The sequence below is a fragment of the Ancylobacter sp. Lp-2 genome (genome assembly GCF_020523795.1).
Lineage (GTDB): Bacteria > Pseudomonadota > Alphaproteobacteria > Rhizobiales > Xanthobacteraceae > Ancylobacter.
On record NZ_JAJALI010000007.1, the window covers coordinates 85373 to 107273 of the forward strand.

Consider the following 21901-nt stretch of genomic DNA (forward strand, 5'->3'; position numbering starts at 1 on the left):
AAAAACAAAACCTTCCACGAGGACATCATGAATCCGGCTTCCTTCGATCTGGTCGGCGGCATCCCGCACTACAAGTTGTTCATCGACGGCGGGTGGGTAAGCTCCTCCCGCAACCAGCTTGCCGACGATCTCAACCCGGCGACCGGCGAGGTGTTCGCCCGCACCCAGCAGGCCGGCGCCGCCGAGGTGACCCGCGCCATCGAGTCCGCGCATCGTGCGGCGCAGAGCTGGGGCAAGACGCTAGTGTCCGAGCGCGAGGTGCTGCTGCTGCGCACCGTCGAGGTCATCCAGCGCCGCACGCCGGAAATCCGCGACATGCTGATCGAGGAATGCGGCTCGGTGTTCTCCAAGGCGCTGTGGGAGATCGAATATGTCGTCGATGCCCTGCGCGCGGCGGCGGGCGACGCCCGCCACGTCATGGGCGAGACCATGCCGATGACCATGCCGGGGCAGCTGTCGATCTCGGTGCGCAAGCCGCTCGGCGTCGTCGCCGGCATCGCGCCGTTCAACTCGCCCTTCCTCTTGTCGATGAAGAAGATCGTCTACGCGCTGGCGACCGGCAACACCTTCATCCTGAAACCTTCCGAGGAGACGCCGGTGTCGGGCGCGCTCATCGCCGACATCTTCCAGGAGGCCGGCCTGCCGCCGGGCGTGCTCAACGTCGTGCCCGGCGTGCCGGCCGAGGTCGGCGATTTGCTTGTCGCCGATCCGCGGGTGAAGCTGATCACCTTCACCGGCTCGACCCGCACCGGCCGGCATCTCGCGGTGGAGGCGGCCAGGCACCTCAAGAAGTTCACGCTGGAAATGGGCGGCAAGAGCCCCCTCATCGTGCTGAAGGACGCCGATCTCGACTATGCGGTGGATGCGGCCGCCTTCGGCATCTTTCTGCACCAGGGGCAGGTCTGCATGGCCAATTCCAAGGTGATCGTCGAGGCGCCGCTGTTCGACGCCTTCGCCGAGAAGTTCAGGGCGAAGACCGCGACCATCAAGGTCGGCGACCCGCGCGACCCGGAGACGGTGATCGGTCCGCTGATCCGCGCCCGCCAGTGCGACTTCATCGACAGCCAGCTCGCTGATGCAACCGAGAAGGGCGCCTCGGTGCTGATGGGGGGCACCCATGAGGGGCAGTTCTACCAGCCGACCGTGCTGTCGGGTGTGACGCCGGAAATGCGCATCTATCACGAGGAAAGCTTCGGCCCCGTCGTCTCGCTGTTCCGCGCCGAGGACGAGGAGGACGCGCTACGCATCGCCAACGACACCGAATACGGCCTCGCCGCGGCGGTGATCACCAACGACCTGCAGAAGGCGATGGACCTGTCGCTGCGCCTCGAATCCGGCATGGTGCATGTCAACGACACCACCATCTCCGACGAGCCGCATGTCCCCTTCGGCGGCGTCAAGAACTCAGGCTTCGGCCGCGAGGGCGGGCGCTATTCGCTGGAGGAGCTCACCGAGGTGAAGTGGGTGACCATCCAGATGGGCAAGCGCGCCTTTCCGTTCTGAGCTTCAGACAATATCTGGATCGGGGCGATCCCGTTCGGGGAGAGGGAATTGGCGGAAGCATTGCGTTCGCGCGTACATATCGCGGCCGGCGTCCTTCGTCGCGCGGATGGTCATGTGGCACTCGTGCGCAAGAGGGGAACCTCGGCCTTCATCCAGCCTGGCGGTAAGATCGAGCCCGGCGAGACCGCTCTCGCCGCACTGAAGCGCGAGCTTCGCGAGGAACTCGGCCTGTCGCTCGGCGATGACGAGGCTGTGCCGCTGGGGCGCTTTTCCGCCCCGGCGGTGAATGAGCCCGGCGCCGTCGTCGTGGCTGACGTCTTCCTCGTCGACACCACGGCCGAGCTCTTGCCCGATGCCGAGATCGAGGAAGTCATCTGGATCGATCCCTCGGCCCCCGGGGATGTCCCGTTGGCGCCTCTGACCCGCGATTGGATACTGCCAGCTCTGTGAGCAATTTACTCCATACCGTTAGGGAGATCGCCTCGATAGCGGACGCCCGATCCGCTTCTCCATCCGGGATGGCCCCCGACGCGAGGTTTCGGAGACGTATGGTTGTTCGCGAACGTCGTGTCCGCCCTCCGCCGAGAGGAGCTAGCGATGCCCGGGAGGCGGGTGCGCCTGATCCGGCTCCGAGGCTGCCGCGCGGACCAATGACGTTGCCGCGCGTTTCGATCGTGTGCCATCCCAAGTTACCGTCGCCTGCGTCGCCACCCCGAGCGAGCGGAAGAGAGGGCGCCTATCGACTTTGCGGCAACACTCCCGGCCGATATGGTCATCATGTACAGATTGGCCGGGACACGAATTTATCGGTAACCCTATGCTCGGAAATACGAATCGCCGATGTGTAGGGGAAGTTTCGCGTGCCAGGGTGCCTCAAGTTCTGGTTGCCGGCTGCGGTCGCAACGCTCATCGCTTCCAGCGCCTGCGCATCCGATCTTCCAGCACCGGCGGCGGCCGTCCCGGCGCCTGCGGCCTCATGGACCGGCTTCTATCTCGGCGTCCATGGCGGCATGGGGCAAGCCTCCACCGAGTGGGAGCGTGGCGCCTTCGGTCCCTATGAGCGCATCTATCAGAATGCCGCCGTGGAGGGGAATGCCGGCGCCGCGCTGGTCGGCGGCCAGATCGGCTATAATAGGCAGTTCGGCAATGTCGTGCTCGGTGCCGAGCTCGACATCACCGCCGGGCAGCTCCATTCGGCGACAAGGTGTCTCGACTACTGGCTGCTGAAGTGCCAGGCCGACACCGACGTGATGGGGACGCTCACCGGCCGCCTCGGCTATGCCTTCGGCAATGTGCTCGCCTATGGTAAGGCGGGGCTCGCACTCGCTGATGTCGATCTGACTATCCCCTTTCCCGCCTTGCCAGGCGGGCTGACCCGTTCGTCCACCATGACCGGCTGGACGGTAGGGGCGGGGCTCGAATTTGCGCTGACACCCTCGCTCTCGGCCAAGGCCGAATACGACTACATGGACTTCGGCTCGCGGACCATGTCGTTCGAGACCGAATACGGGCCCGGCTATGCCGATCTCAACCAGACGGCGCAGGTGGTGAAGCTCGGTATCAACTGGCGCCCGGACGCGGCGCCGCTTCCCGGCACCGTCGCGCAGCCGTCCGCTCCGACGCGGGACTGGTCCGGTCTCTATGTCGGCGGGCATGGCGGCGGCGCCTGGGCCCGCGAGGACTGGACCTCCGCTACCGGCACGTTGGCAGCCTATTCGCAGGGCGGCATCTTCGAGGGTGACGCCAGCGCGCAGGGGCTGTTCGGCGGCGGACAGGTCGGCTTCAACGTGCAGGCGGGCAATTGGGTGGCTGGCGTGGAAGCCTCGATCAGCGCCGCCGACATCGAAGGCTCGGCGAAATGCGCCACCACCGCGGGTCGCACCAGCAGTTTCCGCTGCATCGACGACATCTCCTCCTTCGGGTTGCTGACGGGGCGTCTCGGCTACGGCACCGGTAATGTGCTCGTCTACGGCAAGGGCGGTGCCGCCTGGGCGGATGCCGACAGCACCGTGCAGCCGACCAGCTACACCGAGAGCAGCCACGGCTCGGAGACGCGCTGGGGCTGGATGCTCGGCGCCGGCGTCGAATACGCCCTCGACAACCGGCTGTCCGCCTTCGTCGAGTATAATCACATCGACTTCGGCACGAGCGAGCTGTCGTTCACCGGCTCCGCCGGTACCTCCACCGCCAGCTTCGACCAGAGCATCGACGCCATCCGGCTCGGCCTCAACTACCGGCTCGGCGGCGCTGATGGCGGCTCGTCCCGCTCTGCGGTGGCGGGCGGCGTGACGCTGCCGCCGGTCGGCTGGAGCGCCGAGATCGGCGCCCGCTACTTCCTCAGTACCGGCCGCATGCAGAAGGACCTCTATAACGAGGCACCGACCCCGGATCGGGTGGTCTCCCGCCTCATCTATGCCGACACCACCGGACAGGCGGGCGAGACCTTCTTCCGTTTCGACAATGACGGTGGGCTGTTCGTGAAGGGCTTCGCCGGCCTCGGCGCGCTATCCGGCGGGCAGCTGAACGACGAGGACTTCCCGGCCGGTCCGGTTTATTCCAACACCGTGTCGTCGCTCGACAACGGCAACCTGTCCTATGGCGCGGTCGATGTCGGCTACGATCTCTTGGACACCCGCCGGGGCAGCCTCGGCGCCTTTGTCGGCTATCGCGCATTGTACCAGGCGGTGAACGGCTATGGCTGCGCGCAGGTGGCGCAATCGACCGTCTGCAATGAGGAGGAGCTGGCTCAGACACCGGCGATTGCCGACAATCTCGTCCTCTCGGAGACCGAACTCTGGCAGGGCGTGGCGCTGGGCCTGAACAGCCGGCTGCGCCTCTCCGACCGCATGACACTGGAGGTCGATGCCGCCTATCTGCCTTATGTGACGCGCACCGGGCACGACAATCACTGGCTTCGCGCCGACATCAACCCGATGCCGGAGACCGGCGACGGCTGGGGCACCCAGATCGAGGCGGTGCTCACCTATGCGGTGAACGACCGTTTCGACATCGGCATCGGCGGCCGCTACTGGTATTTTGCCACCGACAACGGGCAGGCGCGTTTCCCCACCCAGATGGAACCGCAGTCGCTGACCTTCTACAGCGAGCGCTACGGCGCCTTCCTGCAGGCGGCCTACCGCTTCGGCGACGACCGCCCGCCACTGGAGCCGGCCGACCTGCCGGCCAAGGCGGCCGAGCCGAAGATGAACTGGACCGGTCTCTATCTCGGCGGCACCCTCGGCGCCGGCCGCGGCGAGACCAGCTACAATTCGCCCTTCGCCACGCCGGTCTCGGGCGACGCTGCCGATCTCGGCGGTGCGCTGGCGGGCGGCCAGATCGGCTTCGACTACCAGTTCGGCGATGTCGTGCTCGGCGCCGAATTTGCCGGCTCCTGGGCCGATATCCTCGGCACCGACACCTGCTACTCGACGGCGCCGGCCGGTTCGCTCGCAGGCTTCAACTGCGGCAGCCGCGTCACCGGGCTGATGAGCGCCACCGCCCGCCTCGGCTACGCGTTCGACCGCTCGCTGCTCTATCTGCGCGGGGGCTACGCCTGGGACCGGCAGACCGACAGCTTCAACAACGAGAATTTCGTCGGCGCCATACTGGAGAACGGCAGTACCAATGGCGGCTGGACGCTCGGCGGCGGCATCGAATACGCGCTGATGCCTAACCTGTCGGTCGGGCTCGACTACCGGCACTACGCCTTCGACGGTTCGTCGGCCTTCCACACCAGCGCGCCGGCGTCGCTGCAGGGTGTGAACCTGGCGCCGGACAGCACCAGGCTCGATACTGTCGCCATGACGCTAAACTGGCGTTTCGGCGCCGCGTCAGCCGCGCGCTAGACCGGCCCAACCCGGCTGCCGCTTAGGCATCCAGCCACGTGCTGTAGAACCAGGGATAGGAGCGCGTCTGTCCGAAACCCCTCACATTGGGGCGCAGGACGAACACCTGCGAATCCTCGAGCAGTGGGATCGCGTAGACATTGTCGATGAGATAGTCCTGAAGCTCACCCAGCAGTTCGGCGCGGCGTTCGGGGTCGACTGCCGTGACATGGTCGGCGAGAAGCTGCTCGAGCTTCTTGTCCTCGCCCTTGAGCCGGAAGCGGTCGCTGAGCGTGCTGAGATAGGAGACGGTCAGCGTATAGGGATCCTCCGACGGCCAGCCATTGCGGCGTAGTCCGACCGAGGGATCCGAGCTCACCGTCGGATAGCTGGAATAGTCGGTCTCCTTGATGTTCAGCTGGAGGCCGATGTTCTTCAGCTGCCACTGGATAAGCTGATAGAGCTGCTTCGACGTGTTGTCGTAGACGTCGACATAGATGTTGATCTCGAGCTTCTTGCCGTCTTTGCGCCGGATGCCATCGGTGCCACGCTCGGTCCAGCCGGCGGCGTCGAGGAAGCCGTTCGACTTCGCCGCATCGAAGGCAAATTTGGCCGACAAATCCTTGTAGCCCAGCGTGCCGGGCGCCAGCACGCTGGTCGCGACCTTCCAGTTGTCGGTGTAGAGCTTGGTGATGACCTCCTGCCGGTCGATGCCGTGCAATATGGCGCGCCGGACGTTGATGTCGTCGACGAAGGGGGCGCCGAAGCGGACCTCCAGGAAGTTGACGGTTCCGGGCGAGCGCACCCCGACGACCTGATAGCCGGCCTTGACGAGTGCCTTCTCCTCGCTGGGCTGGACATAGCGCAGCGCGTGGCCCTGCCCGGACTTCAGCGCGCCGAGGCGTACGCTATCCTCCTCCACCGGGATGATGGTGATGGAATCGACATAGGCCTCGCCCTGGTTCTTCGCGGTGGCCGGCGCCCAGGCATAGCCCTTGCGACGCACGAGGACGGTTTCCTTGCCGGGGATTTCGGATTTGGCGACGAAGGGGCCGCTGCCGATCAGATTGGTGACGATGGCCTGCGTCTCGCGCGAGGCATCGATGGTCGCGTTGGAGACCAGGCCCGCCTTGACCGACGTGAGCGTGTGCAGGAACGGCGCGTTCGGCTTGGTGAGCGTCACGGTCACGGCATGGCGCGCGTCGTCGGTGGTCACCGACGCGATCTGCGGGAACCAGGAATTGCGCGGAATGCCCTTTTCCTTTTCGCCATTCGCCTGCCATTCGAGGTTGCGCTTGACGCTGGCGAGATCGAGCGCCGTGCCGTCGCTGTAGGTGACGCCGCGCCGGATCACGAAGTCGTAGACCGTCCCCGTGGGGTCGATCGACCAGCTCGAGGCGATCCAGGGCTTCAGCTCCAGCGTGTCGGGATCCTTGAAGACCAGCCGGTCGAGCAGATGGTTGATGACCGCGCTGGTCTGCCAGAAGCTGGAGCCGGTGAGCTGGAACGAGGTCGTCCGCTCGGCATCGAGATAGATCAGGTCGCCGCCGCGCTTGGGTGTTGTGCCCGGGGCCTGCGTCTGCGCCGCCGCGCGGCCAATGGGGGTGAGCGGCAGGCCGGCGACGGCGACGGTGCCGAGGAGAAAGTCTCTGCGGTTGAAGCGCATGGCGTGGGTTCCGTTCAGGTCAGGCGGCCGAGCGAAAGCCGCCGCGTCCGGGAACGGCGGCGAGCAGGTCGGCGGTGTAGGGATGGGAGGGGCTGCTGAGGATCCGGTCGGCCGGCCCGGTCTCGACGACCTTCCCGGCGGAAAGGACGGTGATTTCATCGGCGATCTGCCGGACCAGGCTGAGATCGTGGGAGATGAAGAGATAAGTGAGGCCGTTGCGCTGCTTCAGTTCCATGAGAAGCTCGACCAGCCGGGCCTGCACCGTGACGTCCAGCGCCGAGGTCGGCTCGTCGAGCACAAGGAGTTCCGGCTGCAACAGCAGGGCGCGGGCAATGGCGACGCGCTGGCGCTGGCCGCCGGACAGGTCGCGCGGCCGCCGCTCGAGAATGCTGTCTGGCAGGCCGACCTGTTCGAGGATCGCGCGGATCGAGGCATGTCGTTGCGCCGCGCTTCCCAACCGATGGATGCGAAGCGGCTCGGCGAGGGCCTCGGCAATGGTGAACTTCGGATCGAGCGCTGCCAGCGCGTTCTGGTAGACGAGTTGCAGCGTTCGAGCGTGGTGGTTGGTGGCCGGCGGATGGAGCGGCAATGTCCGGTCGGCGACCGTCACGCTGCCGCTGTCGAAGCCCGAAAGTCCGGCGACGATCCGTGCAGCGGTGGTCTTTCCCGAGCCTGATTCTCCAACAAGCGCATGGACGGCACCACGCGTCACCGTGAAGCTCACCTTGTCGAGCGCTGGTGCGACGTGCGCGGTCGAGCGGTTGCGGAAGGTCTTGGTCAGGTCGCGTATCTCGATCGCCGGCACGGCGGCGAGCGGCCCGCGTGCATGGCGCAGCGTGTCGAACTTGTCGGGCGAGAGTGCTGGCGCGTCGGCGAGAAGCTGAACTGTGTAGCTGTCGCGTGGCGCGGTCATGATGGTGGCGGTGTCGCCCGTCTCGCGCACCGCGCCGTGATTGAGCACGACGAGCCGGTGGCTGCGTTCCTTGGCAAGGGCGAGATCGTGGGTGATCAGCAGCAGCGAGAGAGACAGCTCATCCTGCAGATCCTCGATCAGGTCGAGGATCCGTCTCTGCACGGTGACGTCGAGCGCCGAGGTCGGCTCATCGGCGACCAGCAGCGAGGGATGCGCCGCCACAGCGATGGCGATCAGCACGCGCTGGAGCTGTCCGCCGGATAATTCGTGCGGATAGGCGTCGAAGCGCAGCCGCGGCTCCCTGATGCCGACCCGGTCGAACAGCCCGATCGCCTGCTCGCGCGCCTCGGAACGACGGGCGATGCCGTGTAAAATGAGGCTTTGCGCCAGTTGATGGCCGACGCGTTGCAACGGGTCGAGCGAACCGAGCGGGTCCTGCGGGATGAAGCCGAGCACCTTGCCGCGCAGCTTCTGCCAGCGGCGGCGATCGTGATGGGTGACCCGCTCGCCGCGTAGATGCACCTCGCCATGCACGATCCGGCCATTGGCCGGCAGCAGCCCGGCTGCCGCCAGAGCCAGCGTGCTCTTGCCAGAGCCGGACTGGCCGACCAGCGCCAGCGTCTCGCCCGCCGCGATGTCGAAGGACACGCCATGGAGCGCCGTGGAGTCGAGACGATCCCGCCGGCCGCCATAGACGACGGCAAGGTCGCGGACAGAGAGTACCGGGAGCTTAAGGCGGGCGGATTCGTCGTTGTCCATGTCAGGCCACCCGCTCGCGCAGGAGGTGGCTGATATGGCTGATCGCCAGTACCGATGCGACGACGACCAGGCTGGGAAGGAATACCATCCATGGCGAGGAGACGACATATTCGCGCCCCTCGGCGACCAGCAGGCCCCATTCGGGATCGGGCGGCGCCGCGCCGTAGCCGAGGAAGCTCAGGGAGGCGATCCACAGGATGGCGGCGCCGAATTGAAGGGCGGTCAGCGCCAGCACCGAGCCATAGGCGTTCGGCAATATGTGCCGGCGCAGCACGCCCCAGCGGCTTTCGCCGAGATGGAAGCTCGCCTCGACAAAGCCGAGTTCCTTCACGGTGAGTACTTCGGAGCGCATCAGCCGGGTGAAGACCGCGACGGAAGCTATGCCGACGGCGATCGCCACGTTGAGCGCGCCGAAACCGAGGGAGACGACGATCACCATGGAAAGCAGCAGGCCGGGGATCGACAGCAGCACGTCGACGGCCCGCCCGATGATCGCATCGACGGTCTTGCCGAAATAGGCGGAGGCGATGCCGAGCACGATTCCACCGAACAGGCCGATCATCACAGCAACCAGCGATCCCGCGATGGTTCGCCAGGTTCCGTGGATCACCCGCGACAGCAGATCACGACCGAGATAATCGGTGCCGAAGGGATGGGCCAGCGACGGCGCTTGCAGCGTCGCGCCGGGATCGGGGACCAGCGGGTCATAGGGCGTGAGAAGCTGCGGCGCGATCACCGCGACGAGGAGAAGTCCGGCGAAGCCTAGGGCCAGCGCATCGGCGACGGAGAGACCGCGCAGAAGCGGCGGCAGGGTGGGCAGCCGGCGACGCGGGATGGCAGAGTATTCAAGCTGTTCGGTCATCTCGTTCTAATCCGATGCTTGGTCTGCGGTGGCGGGGATCGGGCGCGCGGCGATGCGGGGATCGATCAGCGGGTAGATCAAGTCAGTGATCAGCACGGTCAGTGCGAAGACGGTCGACACCAGCATCACGACAGCGAGGATCACCGGCGCGTCCTGTTCGCGTACCGCTTGCTGGGTGAGGAAGCCGATTCCGGTGCGCGAGAAGATGGTTTCCGTCACCACTGAGCCGGCCAGCAATTCGCCGAGCGTCAGTCCAAGCAGCGTGACGGTGGGGATCGCGGCGTTGCGCAGCACATGGCCAAGCACGATGCGCGCCTCGCCCAGACCCCGCGCGCGCAGCACGGTGACGAAGGGCTCGCCATAGGCCCGGTTCAGTCCCTGGATCAGCACCTGCGCGATCGGGCCGGAGACGGCGATCGCCAGCGCCAGCGCCGGCAGGATCACCGATTTGAAGCCCTCGTCGCGAATGGCCGAGACCCAGCCGAGCTGGAAGGAGAACAACTGCAGCAGCAGGAAGCCGACGAGGAAGCTGGGCGTTGCCAGAAACGCACCCGGCAGAGCGCGCGCGATCCCCCTGATCACCGAAGAGGGAGCGAAGGCCGCCGCCAGAGCGATGACGAAGGCGATCACTCCGGTGAAGACCAGGGCGGTGGAGGCGAGGGCGAGGGTCTGCGGGATCGCCTGCAATATGAGCGAGGCCACCGGCTTTCCGGTAGTGAGCGAGTAGCCGAGATCACCCTGCACGAGCCGTCGGAAGGCTATCCAGAATTGGTCGAGCCCGCTGCGGTCGACATGATAATATTGCAACAGGATCTTCGCATCGGCGGCCGGTATCGGATTCTGAGGGTTTTCGATCTGCTGCTGGATGGGATCGCCTGGCAGGATGAATAAAATAAAGAACACCAGAACATAAGTCAGAATGACGACTAATACGGTCTGAGCGATGCGTCGCGCGGTATAGGAGTGCAATGCAGCGGGCATTGATTTCGTTCGATGATGAGAGTGGATCAAGATAGCGGTTGGCCATCGCCTCGCGTTCTTGAATCGCGATGAAGCGAAGAGGGCTTTACTACGCCGGCAGGCGCAACGAGCTGAAAACGGTAACGTCTTTTGGTCGGGTGGGGCAATAGTCTATTATTTTTATATTCTATATCCTGGTGGAGGACTGTTCTCGTCCAAACCCTTGGCGTAGATGATTAAGCGGCATGGCAAGGCAGGGTGGTTCAACAGAGGACGAGGGGCGCGTGCACTCCAGGATAGTGGCTTCGATAAGCGCCGCCGACGGAGTTTGCATTTTGCTTGGTCTACGGCTGAACGAACGGCATCGCGCCCGTATCACCTCCGAAGGTTCGGCGACACGACAGTGCTACGCAACATCGACATCGCTGTCGGGGAGGGCGAGGTCGTCGCCTTGGTCGGTCCGAGCCGCAGCGGCAAGAGCGCGCTGTTGCGCATCATCGCTGGTCTCGACCGCAATCATGCCGAGGGAGCTTCGCTGGCAGCCCGTTGCATGGCCTGCGGGGAGGAGATCGGCTCCAATTTCCAAGAGCCGACCACGTTGTCACCGTGGGTGCTCGTCCCGGCATCTTCGTTCCATGGTCGGCGTCGGTCTGGCGTGGCGGCGGGACCAGCGAGATCCCGTTATAGAGAGCCTCCGCTCCGATGCGTTGACGGAGTTCGACGCTGCGCACTCCCTATGATGGGGGCCTTGAAGGGCCGCTCGCTCGGTCTCGATCCTGCAATCGGGAAGCCGACCCTATGGCAATACGCTCGGCCCGAAGAGTTCTTCTGTCTCGAGCCTTGTCTCGCCGATGCCTTGCGCGAACGCGTCATCGAGAAGTCGATCGAGCGCTGCCCTGTTCTCGTCGAGGCCGTAATTCCATTTCGCCTCCTGTGCCAGACTACTGGACGCCTTCGCCTGCTCGAACAACTGATGCAACGCGTCCAATGTCGGACGGCCGCTCAGGGACTTCCGGCGAATGGCGATCACATGCATGACGGGAAATATCCCGGTCCGCGAGAACCAGGCGGTCTCGGCTTCCGAGTGGTCGGCCAGAAGTTGCCTGCTGCCGCTTCCCCTCGGCCGATCGGCCGCGATGATCGCGTCGATCTTTCCCTGCTGCAGGAGGGTCGCCAGCGGCGTGTCGGACCGCTGCACCGCGAAGCCCCGCGGCTCGGGAACCGGCAGGGGATCAGGGCGCGGCGCGGCGTCAAGCCCGGCGGCAACCCAGTCGATGCGATCGAGCCGAACGCCGTACTCGTTGGCGAGAAGGCCGCGCGCGACGATGCCGGCGGTCTGGTGCCAGTCGGTGACGCCGACGCGGCGGCGCTCAAGGTCGGAGGGAGCGGAAACCGACCCATCGTCGCGCACATAGATCGCGCCGTGGCGAAAACTACGCCACGGAAAGACCGGAATAGCCGTCAGGTTCCTGTCGCCGGCCGCCTTCAGCGCGATGTAGCGCCCCAGCGGAAACTCAGCCGCATCCCATCGCCCCTCGTCGAGAAAGCCGCGACGGACCTCCTCGAACGAGGCAAACTCGACGTCAAGCTTGTAGCCATCCGTCTCTATCGCGCCGAGGGCGCGCGTATGCGGGCGATCGACGAGGGCAAGGTGAAAGGTCGGAACAGTCATGACTTTTCGCTCATCTTCGAGGAGAGGCTGCAACCTCAATCCGCCAGCCAAGCCTCGTAGAAGATCTGGTTGGGGCCTCCCGAGCCGCCGGGCCCATAGAGCACATTGCGCGCGCGCGGGCTTTGCGCCCACAAGGCCACGGCGTTGAACACCGGGATGGCGTACGCCTCGTCGAGAATGATCTTCTGAACCTCGTCAGTGAGCTTGCGCCGTTCGGCGACATCGGTCGTGGCCCGCTGCTTATCGAGGAGCGCATCGATCTTGTTGTCGGCCGGCAGGCGGAAGCGGTTCAGCGTCTTGGTGGAATAGACGCCACGCAGCACGTCGGCGTCGGCGAGATACCAGGTCCAGCGATGCAGATCGTAGTTGCCCGCCAGCAGTGCCTCGTCGAAGCCACCTGCGGTTAGCGGGCGCAGCTTGAGGTCGATGCCGATATCGCGCGCCTGCTGCTGCACCACTTCGAGGAAGGCCTGGTTGATGGCGCCGGCGCGATAGGAGGCGGTGATGACGAGCGGCTGGCCGTCCTTCACCCGGATGCCGTCGGCGCCTTCCTTCCAGCCGTCTTCCTCAAGTCGCTTGCGGGCGAGGTCCGGGTCGTAAGCGAGATCCTTGCTCTGATCGAGATGGTTCGGAGCCTGCGGCGTCAGCAGGCCGGTGGCGGCGGGCTGATGGCCGCTGAAGGCGATCTCCGAGACTTCCTGACGATTAATGCCCTGGCGGAGGGCGAGGCGCACCGCACGATCGGCAAGGATCGGGCGCGAGACGTTGATGACGAGATTGACCGCCATACCCAGCGAGTTGACGCCGGTCACCGGATATCCGCCCTTCTCCAGTGTGGCGGCGTCCTGATCCGACACGTTCTGGATGACATCGACCTGCTGGCTCTTCAGCGCGCCGGTGCGGACGCTGGCCTCCGGCACGATCTTGTAGACGACCTTGTCGAGATAGGCCGGCCCGCCATGGGTGCGGAGCTTCGAGGGCCAGTTGTAATCCGCGCGCTTGGCGAGGACCGCCTCCTGATTGTAAACGACCTTCTCCAGCACGAACGGCCCCGAGCCGATCACCCCGCCCGAGCAGCGCTCATTGGCCGTCTTGTCGAGCGTCGTCTGCGCCAGGAGGCCCAGTTCGGCTGTCGAGGTCGCCTGAAGGAACGGGACGTTGGGCTGGTCGAAGCTGATCTCGATGGTCAGCGGGTCGAGCACCTTGATGTCGGTGATGCCCTTCAGATAGGCCCCACCGGCGGCGCCGGGGATTTTCGCCAGCTTCTCGAAATTGTTCTTTACCAGCGTCGCGTCGAGCTTGCTCCCGTCGCTGAACGTGACGTCCGGCCGCAGACGGAAGGTGTAGCGCGTCGCATCCTTGTTGATGTCCCATGAGGTGGCGAGCCAGGGAACGATTTCGGTCGGGTTGGCGTAGCTCTGCTCGGTGAGCGAATCCACCAGCTGACGCCCGTCATTGGACCCGTAGCCGTAATTGCTCTGCTGCGGGTCGAGGCATTCATCCTGCCGGGCGAGAGCAACGACCAGAGTGCCGCCGCTCTGAGGCGCCGCCTGCGCCAGTGCCGCGCTCGACGATGTCGACACGACGAAGGCGAGAACGAACGCGGTGCGCGCGGAAAAGGCGCGGCGCGTGTTGGCGCCCGCTGCTCTGCCGAGGCTCATTGAAATCAACCCTTGTTGCGGCGGCCGGAATTGCCGCGCTGATATGATAGTTAATTGACATATTTTATAGACTAATTAGTGTCAATGCGTTAGACGAATGTGCCTTCTTACGGCGAGACAGATCGGCGTTGGCAAATCGATGATCTCCTACTTCCTCCGACGGATCTTGCACGCACTGATTGTGTTGTGGGCAACATTCACGGCGACGTTTTTCTTGCTCTACGTCCTTCCCGGCGATCGCGCGCTCAGCAAGCTGGGAGCCGACAGCGGCGGAGGTGCTGTAAATCTTGAGGAATTGGCAAAACTACGTGCGGAGATGGGGCTCGATCAGCCCGTTCTCGTGCAATATCTCCGCGCGCTCTGGCGGGCGCTGCATGGCGATTTCGGCGTTTCCGGGCAGACCGGTGGCGACGCGCTCGCGATGTTCGCGACCGGCGTACCCGAGACGCTGAAGCTCGCTGCCTGCGCGCTTGCCCTCGGCCTTGCCCTGGGGATCGGCTGGGCGTTGCTGGCGACCTATACCCGTTCGTCCACGATCCGTCAGATCCTTGCCGGAATGCCTGTGATCGGCGTGTCGGTGCCGCCTTTCTGGGTTGGGCTGGTCCTGCTCCAGTTCCTGTCCTTCCAGTGGAACCTGCTGCCGGCGATCGGCAATGCCGGCCTCGCGAGCCTGGTTCTCCCGGCGATCGTGCTCGCCATCCCGAAGGCGGCAGTCGTGGCGCAGATCCTGTCGCGAAGCCTCGAAACCTCGATGAAATCTCCGTACATCGAGACCGCCATCTCGCGCGGGGCCAGCCGGGCACGGGCGCTGCTCGGCCACGCCTTCCGCAATTCCATCATCCCGGTCATCACCGCTCTCGGCATGGCCGCCGGCCAGCTCATCGCCGGCTCGGTGGTGGTGGAGACCGTCTTTTCGCGCTCCGGCATCGGCCTCATCACCGTGAAGGCCGTCACCTATCAGGATACGCCGGTGGTGCTGGTCGCCGTGGTGTTCGCGGCGTCGGTGTTCGTCACGGTCAATCTCGTCGTCGATCTCTTCTACCCACTGATCGACCGCCGCATCGACATCGGCATGCGCCGTCCGACGATCCAGGGAGCCTGAGCCATGACCATGACCTATCCCCGCGGGGAAGGCAGCGCCGCCGCGGGCCGGCCGGTATCGCGCGCCCTTGGCGAATTGCGCATCGCCACGGCGTCCCTGCTGCGCCAGCCCGGGCTTTTGCTCGCCTCTATCGTGCTGGCGACCGTGCTGAGCGCGGCGCTGTTTCCGCAGATATTCACTCCGCTCAATCCGTTGCGTGGCTCCGGCGCGGCGCGGCTTCTGGCGCCGAGCGCGGCGCACTGGTTCGGCACTGACCAGCTCGGGCGCGACCTGTTGACACGCGTCGTCTACGGCACCGGCGAATCGGTGAAGGCGGTGGCGGTCGCGGTGATGGTCGGTCTCGTCCTTGGCTCGGTCATCGGTCTCCTCGCCGGCTATGTCGGCCGGTGGGTCGACGACATCCTGATGCGCGTCATGGATGTGCTGCTCGCGGTGCCGACGCTCCTGATATCGCTGGCGATCATCAATGCGCTCGGATTTGGCACCTTCAACATCGCCATCGCGGTCGGCATTGGCAGCGTGGCCAGCTTCGCCCGCGTCATGCGCTCCGAGGTGCTGAAGGTTCGGCAGATGCCCTATGTCGAAGCCGCTTCCTTCGCCGGCATCGGGCCCTTGCGTACGCTGATCCGCCATGTGCTGCCGAACGCGGCGGGACCGGTGCTGGTGCTGGCGACGCTGGAGCTCGGAATGGCCATCCTCAGCGTCTCGGCGTTGAGTTTCCTCGGCTTCGGCGCACCGCCGCCCGCGCCCGAATGGGGCCTGCTCGTTGCCGGCGGGCGCGACTATATGGCCACCGCCTGGTGGCTGACGACGCTGCCCGGCCTCGTCATCGCCATCACCGTCCTTTCCGCCAATCGTGTCGCCCGCGCGCTCGACCGGCGCCACGCCGCGACCTTCTAGAGGCGGTGCCATGACGGACACCTCTAATCTTCTCCTGGCGGTCAGGGGCCTGAAGGTCGCCTATCGCACCCGCGACCGTGTCATCGAGGCGGTGCGCGGCGTCGACATCGACGTCCGGCGGGGAGAGGTCGTTGCGCTGGTCGGCGAATCCGGCTCGGGGAAGAGCACCATCGCCCATGCGATCATGGGTATGTTGCCGCCCGCCGCCAGCATCACCGCCGGCACAGTCACATTCGACGGCGAGGACCTGACCCGCCTCTCCGAGCGGGCCTATCGCCGCCTGCGCGGCCAGCGGCTCGGCTGGGTTCCGCAGGACCCGATGGTGGCGCTGAATCCCTCGCACCGTGTCGGCCGGCAGGTCGCCGAACCTCTGCTGATCCACCGTCTGGCGTCGAAAGCCGAGGCAAAGACGCGGGCGATCGAGGCGCTTGGCCGTGTGGGTCTGGGCCAGCCCGAAATCCGCGCCGAGCAGTTTCCGCACGAGCTTTCCGGCGGCATGCGCCAGCGTGCCCTGATCGCCGGCGCGCTGATCTGCGGACCGGCGCTGATCGTCGCCGACGAGCCGACCACGGCGTTGGACGTGACCGTGCAGAAGCGGATCCTCGACGATATCGGCGCGCTCGCGGCCTCCTCTGGTACGGCGGTCCTAATCATCACCCACGACCTTGCCGTCGCTGCCGACCGGGCGGACCGCATCGTGGTGCTACGCCACGGAACGGTGATGGAGGAGGGAGACGCGCGAGATGTGCTCCGCAACCCCCAGGACGCCTATACCCGGCTTCTTCTGGCAAGTGCGCCCAGCCTTTCTTCCGGGCGCCGCCGGCATGCGACATCGCACCCGGCGGCGGGAGCCGTTCGGCCATTGCCCGACCCGCGTCCGCCGCTGGTCGCGGTGGAGAACGTGACGAAGGATTTCGCGGTCTCCGATGCCGGTGGCCACCGCGGCACATTCCGCGCCGTCGACGGCGTCAGTCTTGCGATCGCACCCGGCGAAACGCTTGGCCTGGTAGGGGAATCCGGATCGGGCAAGTCGACGCTCGCCCGTATCGTCCTCGGCCTGGTCCAGCCCACCAGCGGCGAAGCAAAGTTCGAGGGGCGCGCTCTCGCCGGCCTGAGCGCCGCCGAGGAGAGGGAACGCCGCCGACAGGTGCAGCCCGTCTATCAGAACCCGTTCTCGTCCTTGAATCCCCGCCTCACGGTCGCCGAGATCGTCGGCGAGCCGCTCGCCGGCTTCCGCCTCGGCGATCGGGAATGGCGCCGCCGCCGCACGTTGGAACTGCTCGATCAGGTCGGCCTGCCGCACGCCTTTGCGGAGCGGCTGCCCGCCGAACTCTCCGGTGGTCAGCGCCAGCGTGTCGCCATTGCGCGTGCCTTGGCGCCGGAGCCAGCCCTGGTGGTGTGCGACGAGCCGGTCTCGGCGCTCGACGTGTCGATCCAGGCGCAGGTGCTCGACCTGCTCGCCGAACTCCAGCACCGCCATGGGCTTGCCTATCTCTTCATCTCCCACGATCTCGCGGTGGTCCGTCAGGTTTCCGACCGGGTCGGCGTGATGAAGGATGGACGGATCGTCGAGCTGGACACCGCCGACGAAGTGTTCCGAGCCCCCAAGCATCCCTATACGCGGCTGCTTCTCGATTCCATTCCCGGCCGCAGACTGGCAGAAGCCTCATGAGCGAACCCTTCGACCTTGCGGCGGCCTCCCTGGCCGTGCGTGCATCCGCGCTCGACGATGCGGGCGCCGCCATCGTTCTCGCCGGACATTATGCGGCGAACGATCTGGCGCGACATCTGGGTGCGCCCACCGCGCGCTATGCCGTTTCCACCGACGGCGTGCGGGTGATCGGCGGATGGTCGCAAGCCGAGCGGATCCTGATCGTCCCGATCCGGACGGAAGGGAGCGAAGCCCGCCTCATCCTGCTGGATCGGCATGACCCCGACCTCCACCTCACACGCGCCGAGCCGGGCTTCGGCCTCTCCGGCGCGGAAGAAGGCCTGTTGCCGGCCAACGTACCACTGCCGGACGGGGACTCGCTGACAGTCCCCGCTGCCGTGCTCGAAAGCGCGCTGGCACGCCACCGCCTCATTGCCGCTTCGCTGCATCTCGCGGTCGTGCAGGGGACACTGGACGGCTTCCTCGACCGGGCGGTCGGCTTCCTGAAGGCGCGCTCAACTCCCTGGTACGGCGCGGGTCTGGCCCACGCGACCGACGATCCGCATGCGCTGCGCACGCTGGGCCTGCTGTTCGCGCGCCGGAATGCGCTCGATGCCCTCGCGGCCGAAGCCCTCGCCGCGGTCGGCGCGACACTGGACCAAGATCATCCGTCCGACGCCGTCTCCCGGCTGGATATCGCCCGCCACTACGCGAAGCTCCTCGCCCGCACCCTGGTCAATGAGGGGATCGGCCTGCTGGGCGCCAGCTCGGCCAGCGGCAAGCATGGCTTCGACCGCTTCTGGCGCGACATTGCCACCCATGAGCTCCATTACCCGCCGCACCGGGACGCCGAGGCGCTGGGGCGGGATTTCATCACCGAAACGAGGGCCGCTCCATGAGCGCAAGGCACATGCACCTGAACGTCAACGTGCTGCCTTCCGGCTCGCATCCGGCATCGTGGCGCGCGCCGGGCGGCAACCCCTCCGCCTTCATCGATGTCGGCCATTATCAGAATATCGCCCGCATCGCCGAGCGCGGCCTGCTCGACGCCGTGTTTCTGGCCGATGCGCTGAACTCCGCCCCCGATCCCAGTTTCGGGCCGGCCTGGGCGCTCGATCCCGTGGTGATCGTCGCCAGCATGGCGGTGGCGACGACCCATGTGGGCTTCATCGCCACCGCATCCACCACCTTCAGCCAGCCTTATAACGTCGCGCGGGCCTTCTCGTCGCTCGACCATGCGAGCGGCGGGCGGGTCGGCTGGAACGTCGTGACGACCTATGATCAGCGCGCCGCCGGCAATTTCGGCCTGCGGGGATTGCCGGACCATGGGGACCGCTACGCCCGCGCGGCCGAATTCGTCGATGTGGTGCTGGCGCTGTGGGAGAGCTGGGAGGATGGCGCCCTGCTCGCGGAACGCGACACCGGCCGTTTTGCCGATGCAAGCCGGATCCACCGCATCGATCATGCCGGCAAGCATTTCTCCGTCACCGGCCCGCTGCAACTGCCGCGCACGCCGCAGGGCCGGCCGCTGCTGGTGCAGGCCGGCAGCTCCGATCAGGGCCGCGATCTTGCCGCGCGCTATGCCGAGGCGGTGTTCAGCGTGCAGCAGGTCGTCGAGGAGGCGCGCGCCTACTATGCCGACGTGAAGGAGAGGGCGCGGCGGCTGAATCGCGACCCGTCATCCATCGCCATCCTGCCCGGCCTGTCATTGACCATCGGCGGCACCGAGGAGGAGGCGCTCGCCCGCAAGCGCGAACTCGACGCCATCGGCGAGGAAGGAGCGCTGAAGCGCTTCGCTGCCCGGCTCGGGGTCGATGTCGGCGAGCTCGATTACGACAAGCCGGTGCCGGATCACCTGATTGCCCGGATCGAGGCCGCCAAGGGATCGCGGGGCTTCATCGAGGCGACCGTCGCCGTCGCCAAGGACAGCAGCCTCACGGTCCGCCAGATCATTGCCCGCGGCGGCGGCGGCCACAGGCTCATCGCCGGCACGCCAGAGCAGATCGCCGATCACATGCAGGAGTGGTTCACCACCGGCGCGGCGGACGGCTTCAACATCATGTGCGACGTGTTCCCCGAAGGGCTCGCCGCCTTCGTCGATCAAGTTGTGCCGATCCTGCAACGGCGCGGCCTGTTCCGCACCGCCTATGGCGAGCGGACACTGCGCGCGCGGTATGGCTTGCCATGGCCGACGCCCGGCGCCCGTCACGAGCGGGCGGCAAGCTGATGACCGCGCATATCGGCATTCCCCAGAAGAGCGCGGCCTTCCTTTCTTCGCACGAAGAGGCGGTCGCCGCCGCGTGCGAGCTTGCAGCCGGCTGGAAGCAGGTCGCGGCTTCCATCGACGCCGAACGCCGCGTGCCGCAGGCCGAGCTTGATGCGTTGGGCCGTTCCGGGCTGCTCGCCATCACCATTCCCAGTCAGCATGGCGGGCCTGGACTGGGAGCGGAGACGCTGATCGAGGTATTCCTCATCCTCGGCGCCGCCGACACCGCGCTGGCCCAGGTGCCGCAGAACCACTTCGATTTCGTCGACACCCTCCTCGTCGCGGCACCGCAGACCCAGAAGCTGCTTTATGGCGACGTGCTGGCCGGCGCCCGCTTCGGCAACGCCATCGCCGAACCGAACCGGCGGTCGCGGGCCGATCTCAAGACCGCCATCGTGGAGGATGGCGACGGCTACCTCATCAACGGCGCGAAATACTTCTCCACCGGTGCGCTCACCGCGCAATGGGTGCCGGTGCATGCGCTTCACGCGGATGGGCGCGTGCGCACGGCCTATGTCGCCAACGGCACGCCCGGTCTCGAACTGCGCAAGGACTGGGACGCGTTCGGCCAGCGCGCCACCTTCAGCGGCACCACCCTGCTCACCAATGTGCGGGTTCCGGCGAGCCAGGTGGTGGACCGCTCGCTTGGCGATCCCGGCCTGCTGACCGCGCAATTCGCCGGGAACCAGCTCATCCATGCGGCGATCGAAGCGGGCTCCGCGATTGGAGCGCTCTCCACGGCGGCGCGATGGCTGGGAGAAGCCGAAACGCCGTCTGCCGTCCGGCTCGCCCGGCTGGGAGATCTCCGCGCCGAAGCCGAGGCCGCGACCGCGCTGGTTCGTCGGGCGGCTAGGCTGGTGGATGCCGCGTTGGAGCGGCCTTTGCCGCCGCAGGAGGCCCCCCTTGCAGCGGCGATCGCGGTCGATGAGGCGAAGAGCCTCGCCTATGAGCTCGGGCCGCAGGTCGCCAGCGAGCTGCTCGATTTCTCTCCCCCGGGGGCCGTGGCCGAACGGCTGCGGCTCGACCGCTTCTGGCGCAACACCCGAACCCATTCGATGCACGATCCGGTGCGCTGGCGGCAGGCGTTCGTCGGCGACTACCACCTCAATGGCCGCCTGTCGGCCGATCTGCAGGCGAAGCTGAAGCTCGCCGCCCCCATCATCCCGAACAAAGCGAGCGACGCATGAGCACCGAGACCGATTGGCAGATCATCGACGTTCACACCCACATCCGTCCCAAGGGCTGGACGCCCCAGCTGTCGGCCTCTGCCACGGCGCGGGACCGTGAGGTGGCCGCTGTCCGCGCGGCGAAGCTGACCGATGTCGATCTCCTCGTGCGGGAGAGCGAAGAAGGCGGGATCGATCTGCGCCTGCTCAGCGCCACGATCGAAGGGTTCTTCGGCATAGAAGGCCCCACCGACGCCGGCGAAATCGCACGGGTCAACGATTTCCTCGCGGAGACGGTCGCCGCCCACCCGAACCGGCTCGGCGCTCTCGCCACCGTCGATGCCTTCGCCGGCGAGAGCGCGGCGCGCGAAGCGGAACGGGCGGTGCGCGAACTCGGCCATGTCGGCATCGTCATCGATTCCGCCCGCGACGGGCTTTTCATCAACGATCCCCGCGTGCGCCCGACGCTCGAAGTCGCGGCGGCGCTGAAGGTGCCGGTGCTGGTCCATCCGGTCGCCGCGCCCATCGCGGAGGCGCTGACCCGCGCGGCCGGCGTGCCCGGCAATAGCTTCGGCCGCGGCCTCGTCAACGGCACGGCGTTCCTCTCGGTGCTGCATGCCGGCATCCTCGATGACCTGCCGGACCTGCACCTGATCTTCACCGCCATCGGCGCCGGCGCTCTCGTTCTCGCGGCGGCGGAATCCGAGCATTACGGCGCCAAGGCGCGCTCCAGCGGCAAGCCAAGGCCGAACATCTATTTCGACATCATGGGGCAGGAGCCCGCCGTCATCCGCTTCCTCATCGACCTCGCTGGTCCCGAGCGGGTGGTCGTCGGCAGTGACTGGCCGATATGGGCCCCGGTTTCGCGTCAGGGACTGGCGAAGGCACTGGATGCCGCCGGCCTTTCTGCCGAAGAACAGGCGCTCATCGCGGGCGGCAATGCCAGCCGGCTGCTGAATTTGCGCCCGGCCTCGCAGGCTCGCGCGGCCGAATGAG

General features: G+C 66.4%; 16 protein-coding genes and 1 pseudogene. 11 read left to right on the forward strand and 6 right to left on the reverse strand.

Annotated features, from left to right (window positions below; genetic code table 11):
* Nucleotides 1-27 precede the first annotated feature (27 nt).
* The 3 genes from LGR54_RS17585 to LGR54_RS17595 all read left to right on the forward strand — a co-directional run bounded on the left by LGR54_RS17585 (nt 28) and on the right by LGR54_RS17595 (nt 5348).
* A complete protein-coding gene (locus LGR54_RS17585; RefSeq protein WP_230363287.1) occupies nt 28-1503 on the forward strand; it encodes an aldehyde dehydrogenase family protein in 1476 nt (491 codons plus the stop codon).
* A gap of 48 nt (nt 1504-1551) precedes the next feature.
* The gene (locus tag LGR54_RS17590; RefSeq protein ID WP_230363288.1) at nt 1552-1953 is read left to right on the forward strand and encodes an NUDIX domain-containing protein; all 402 of its coding nucleotides are present in this window, start codon (nt 1552-1554) and stop codon (nt 1951-1953) included.
* Between the two features lie 410 nt (nt 1954-2363).
* On the forward strand, nt 2364-5348 hold the full coding sequence (locus LGR54_RS17595) for an outer membrane beta-barrel protein (RefSeq protein ID WP_230363289.1): 2985 nt from the start codon (nt 2364-2366) through the stop codon (nt 5346-5348).
* 22 nt (nt 5349-5370) lie between these two features.
* Here LGR54_RS17595 and LGR54_RS17600 read toward each other — a convergent pair whose 3' ends face one another.
* Genes LGR54_RS17600 through LGR54_RS17615 form a run of 4 tightly spaced genes read right to left on the reverse strand, consistent with a single transcriptional unit; the run spans nt 5371 to nt 10538 of the window.
* Nucleotides 5371-6993: an ABC transporter substrate-binding protein gene (locus LGR54_RS17600; RefSeq protein ID WP_230363290.1), complete on the reverse strand. Its 1623-nt coding sequence runs from the start codon at nt 6991-6993 to the stop codon at nt 5371-5373.
* A gap of 19 nt (nt 6994-7012) precedes the next feature.
* The gene (locus LGR54_RS17605; protein WP_230363291.1) at nt 7013-8665 is read right to left on the reverse strand and encodes an ABC transporter ATP-binding protein; all 1653 of its coding nucleotides are present in this window, start codon (nt 8663-8665) and stop codon (nt 7013-7015) included.
* 1 nt (nt 8666) lies between these two features.
* Nucleotides 8667-9527, reverse strand: a complete 861-nt coding sequence (locus LGR54_RS17610; protein ID WP_230363292.1) for an ABC transporter permease — start codon at nt 9525-9527, stop codon at nt 8667-8669.
* A gap of 6 nt (nt 9528-9533) precedes the next feature.
* Complete coding sequence (locus LGR54_RS17615) at nt 9534-10538, reverse strand: ABC transporter permease (RefSeq protein WP_230363293.1); 1005 nt, start codon at nt 10536-10538, stop codon at nt 9534-9536.
* Nucleotides 10539-10719: 181 nt separating this feature from the next.
* Between LGR54_RS17615 and LGR54_RS26075 the strand changes: the two are divergent.
* Nucleotides 10720-11061: pseudogene (locus LGR54_RS26075) on the forward strand (ATP-binding cassette domain-containing protein); the annotation flags it as partial.
* Between the two features lie 222 nt (nt 11062-11283).
* Here LGR54_RS26075 and LGR54_RS17620 read toward each other — a convergent pair.
* Nucleotides 11284-12159 (reverse strand): phosphate/phosphite/phosphonate ABC transporter substrate-binding protein, encoded by an 876-nt coding sequence (locus LGR54_RS17620; protein WP_230363294.1) that lies wholly within the window; start codon nt 12157-12159, stop codon nt 11284-11286.
* A 35-nt stretch (nt 12160-12194) separates the two neighbouring features.
* A complete protein-coding gene (locus LGR54_RS17625) occupies nt 12195-13820 on the reverse strand; it encodes an ABC transporter substrate-binding protein (protein WP_230363295.1) in 1626 nt (541 codons plus the stop codon).
* Nucleotides 13821-13959: 139 nt separating this feature from the next.
* Here LGR54_RS17625 and LGR54_RS17630 point away from each other — a divergent pair, with 139 nt between their 5' ends.
* From LGR54_RS17630 to LGR54_RS17660, 7 genes are read left to right on the forward strand one after another with little or no spacing between them, the layout of a single operon-like run.
* Entirely contained in the window at nt 13960-14922 is a 963-nt protein-coding gene (locus LGR54_RS17630; RefSeq protein ID WP_230363296.1) for an ABC transporter permease, read from the forward strand.
* 3 nt (nt 14923-14925) lie between these two features.
* Nucleotides 14926-15822, forward strand: a complete 897-nt coding sequence (locus LGR54_RS17635) for an ABC transporter permease (RefSeq protein ID WP_230363297.1) — start codon at nt 14926-14928, stop codon at nt 15820-15822.
* Nucleotides 15823-15832: 10 nt separating this feature from the next.
* Nucleotides 15833-17494: an ABC transporter ATP-binding protein gene (locus LGR54_RS17640; protein ID WP_230363298.1), complete on the forward strand. Its 1662-nt coding sequence runs from the start codon at nt 15833-15835 to the stop codon at nt 17492-17494.
* Nucleotides 17491-18372 carry a hypothetical protein gene (locus tag LGR54_RS17645; RefSeq protein WP_230363299.1) on the forward strand — a complete coding sequence of 294 codons (882 nt, stop codon included), beginning with the start codon at nt 17491-17493 and terminating at the stop codon, nt 18370-18372. The genes LGR54_RS17640 and LGR54_RS17645 overlap by 4 nt, the downstream gene beginning before the upstream one ends.
* Nucleotides 18369-19700 (forward strand): LLM class flavin-dependent oxidoreductase, encoded by a 1332-nt coding sequence (locus tag LGR54_RS17650; protein WP_230363300.1) that lies wholly within the window; start codon nt 18369-18371, stop codon nt 19698-19700. Before LGR54_RS17645 ends, LGR54_RS17650 begins: the two co-directional genes overlap by 4 nt.
* Nucleotides 19700-20926, forward strand: coding sequence for an acyl-CoA dehydrogenase family protein (locus LGR54_RS17655; protein ID WP_230363301.1), 1227 nt, complete (start codon nt 19700-19702; stop codon nt 20924-20926). The genes LGR54_RS17650 and LGR54_RS17655 overlap by 1 nt, the downstream gene beginning before the upstream one ends.
* A complete protein-coding gene (locus tag LGR54_RS17660) occupies nt 20923-21900 on the forward strand; it encodes an amidohydrolase family protein (protein WP_230363302.1) in 978 nt (325 codons plus the stop codon). Before LGR54_RS17655 ends, LGR54_RS17660 begins: the two co-directional genes overlap by 4 nt.
* Nucleotide 21901 lies beyond the last annotated feature (1 nt).

Excerpts from the sequence above, each read along its gene's own strand:
- LGR54_RS17655 (WP_230363301.1), top strand. The coding sequence starts at position 19,700 with ATGACCGCGCATATCGGCATTCCCCAGAAGAGCGCGGCCTTCCTTTCT.
- LGR54_RS17640 (WP_230363298.1), top strand. The coding sequence starts at position 15,833 with ATGACGGACACCTCTAATCTTCTCCTGGCGGTCAGGGGCCTGAAGGTC.
- LGR54_RS17610 (WP_230363292.1), bottom strand. The coding sequence starts at position 9,527 with ATGACCGAACAGCTTGAATACTCTGCCATCCCGCGTCGCCGGCTGCCC.
- LGR54_RS17605 (WP_230363291.1), bottom strand. The coding sequence starts at position 8,665 with ATGGACAACGACGAATCCGCCCGCCTTAAGCTCCCGGTACTCTCTGTC.
- LGR54_RS17625 (WP_230363295.1), bottom strand. The coding sequence starts at position 13,820 with ATGAGCCTCGGCAGAGCAGCGGGCGCCAACACGCGCCGCGCCTTTTCC.
- LGR54_RS17660 (WP_230363302.1), top strand. The coding sequence starts at position 20,923 with ATGAGCACCGAGACCGATTGGCAGATCATCGACGTTCACACCCACATC.
- LGR54_RS17620 (WP_230363294.1), bottom strand. The coding sequence starts at position 12,159 with ATGACTGTTCCGACCTTTCACCTTGCCCTCGTCGATCGCCCGCATACG.
- LGR54_RS17650 (WP_230363300.1), top strand. The coding sequence starts at position 18,369 with ATGAGCGCAAGGCACATGCACCTGAACGTCAACGTGCTGCCTTCCGGC.
- LGR54_RS17630 (WP_230363296.1), top strand. The coding sequence starts at position 13,960 with ATGATCTCCTACTTCCTCCGACGGATCTTGCACGCACTGATTGTGTTG.
- LGR54_RS17635 (WP_230363297.1), top strand. The coding sequence starts at position 14,926 with ATGACCATGACCTATCCCCGCGGGGAAGGCAGCGCCGCCGCGGGCCGG.
- LGR54_RS17645 (WP_230363299.1), top strand. The coding sequence starts at position 17,491 with ATGAGCGAACCCTTCGACCTTGCGGCGGCCTCCCTGGCCGTGCGTGCA.
- LGR54_RS17585 (WP_230363287.1), top strand. The coding sequence starts at position 28 with ATGAATCCGGCTTCCTTCGATCTGGTCGGCGGCATCCCGCACTACAAG.
- LGR54_RS17600 (WP_230363290.1), bottom strand. The coding sequence starts at position 6,993 with ATGCGCTTCAACCGCAGAGACTTTCTCCTCGGCACCGTCGCCGTCGCC.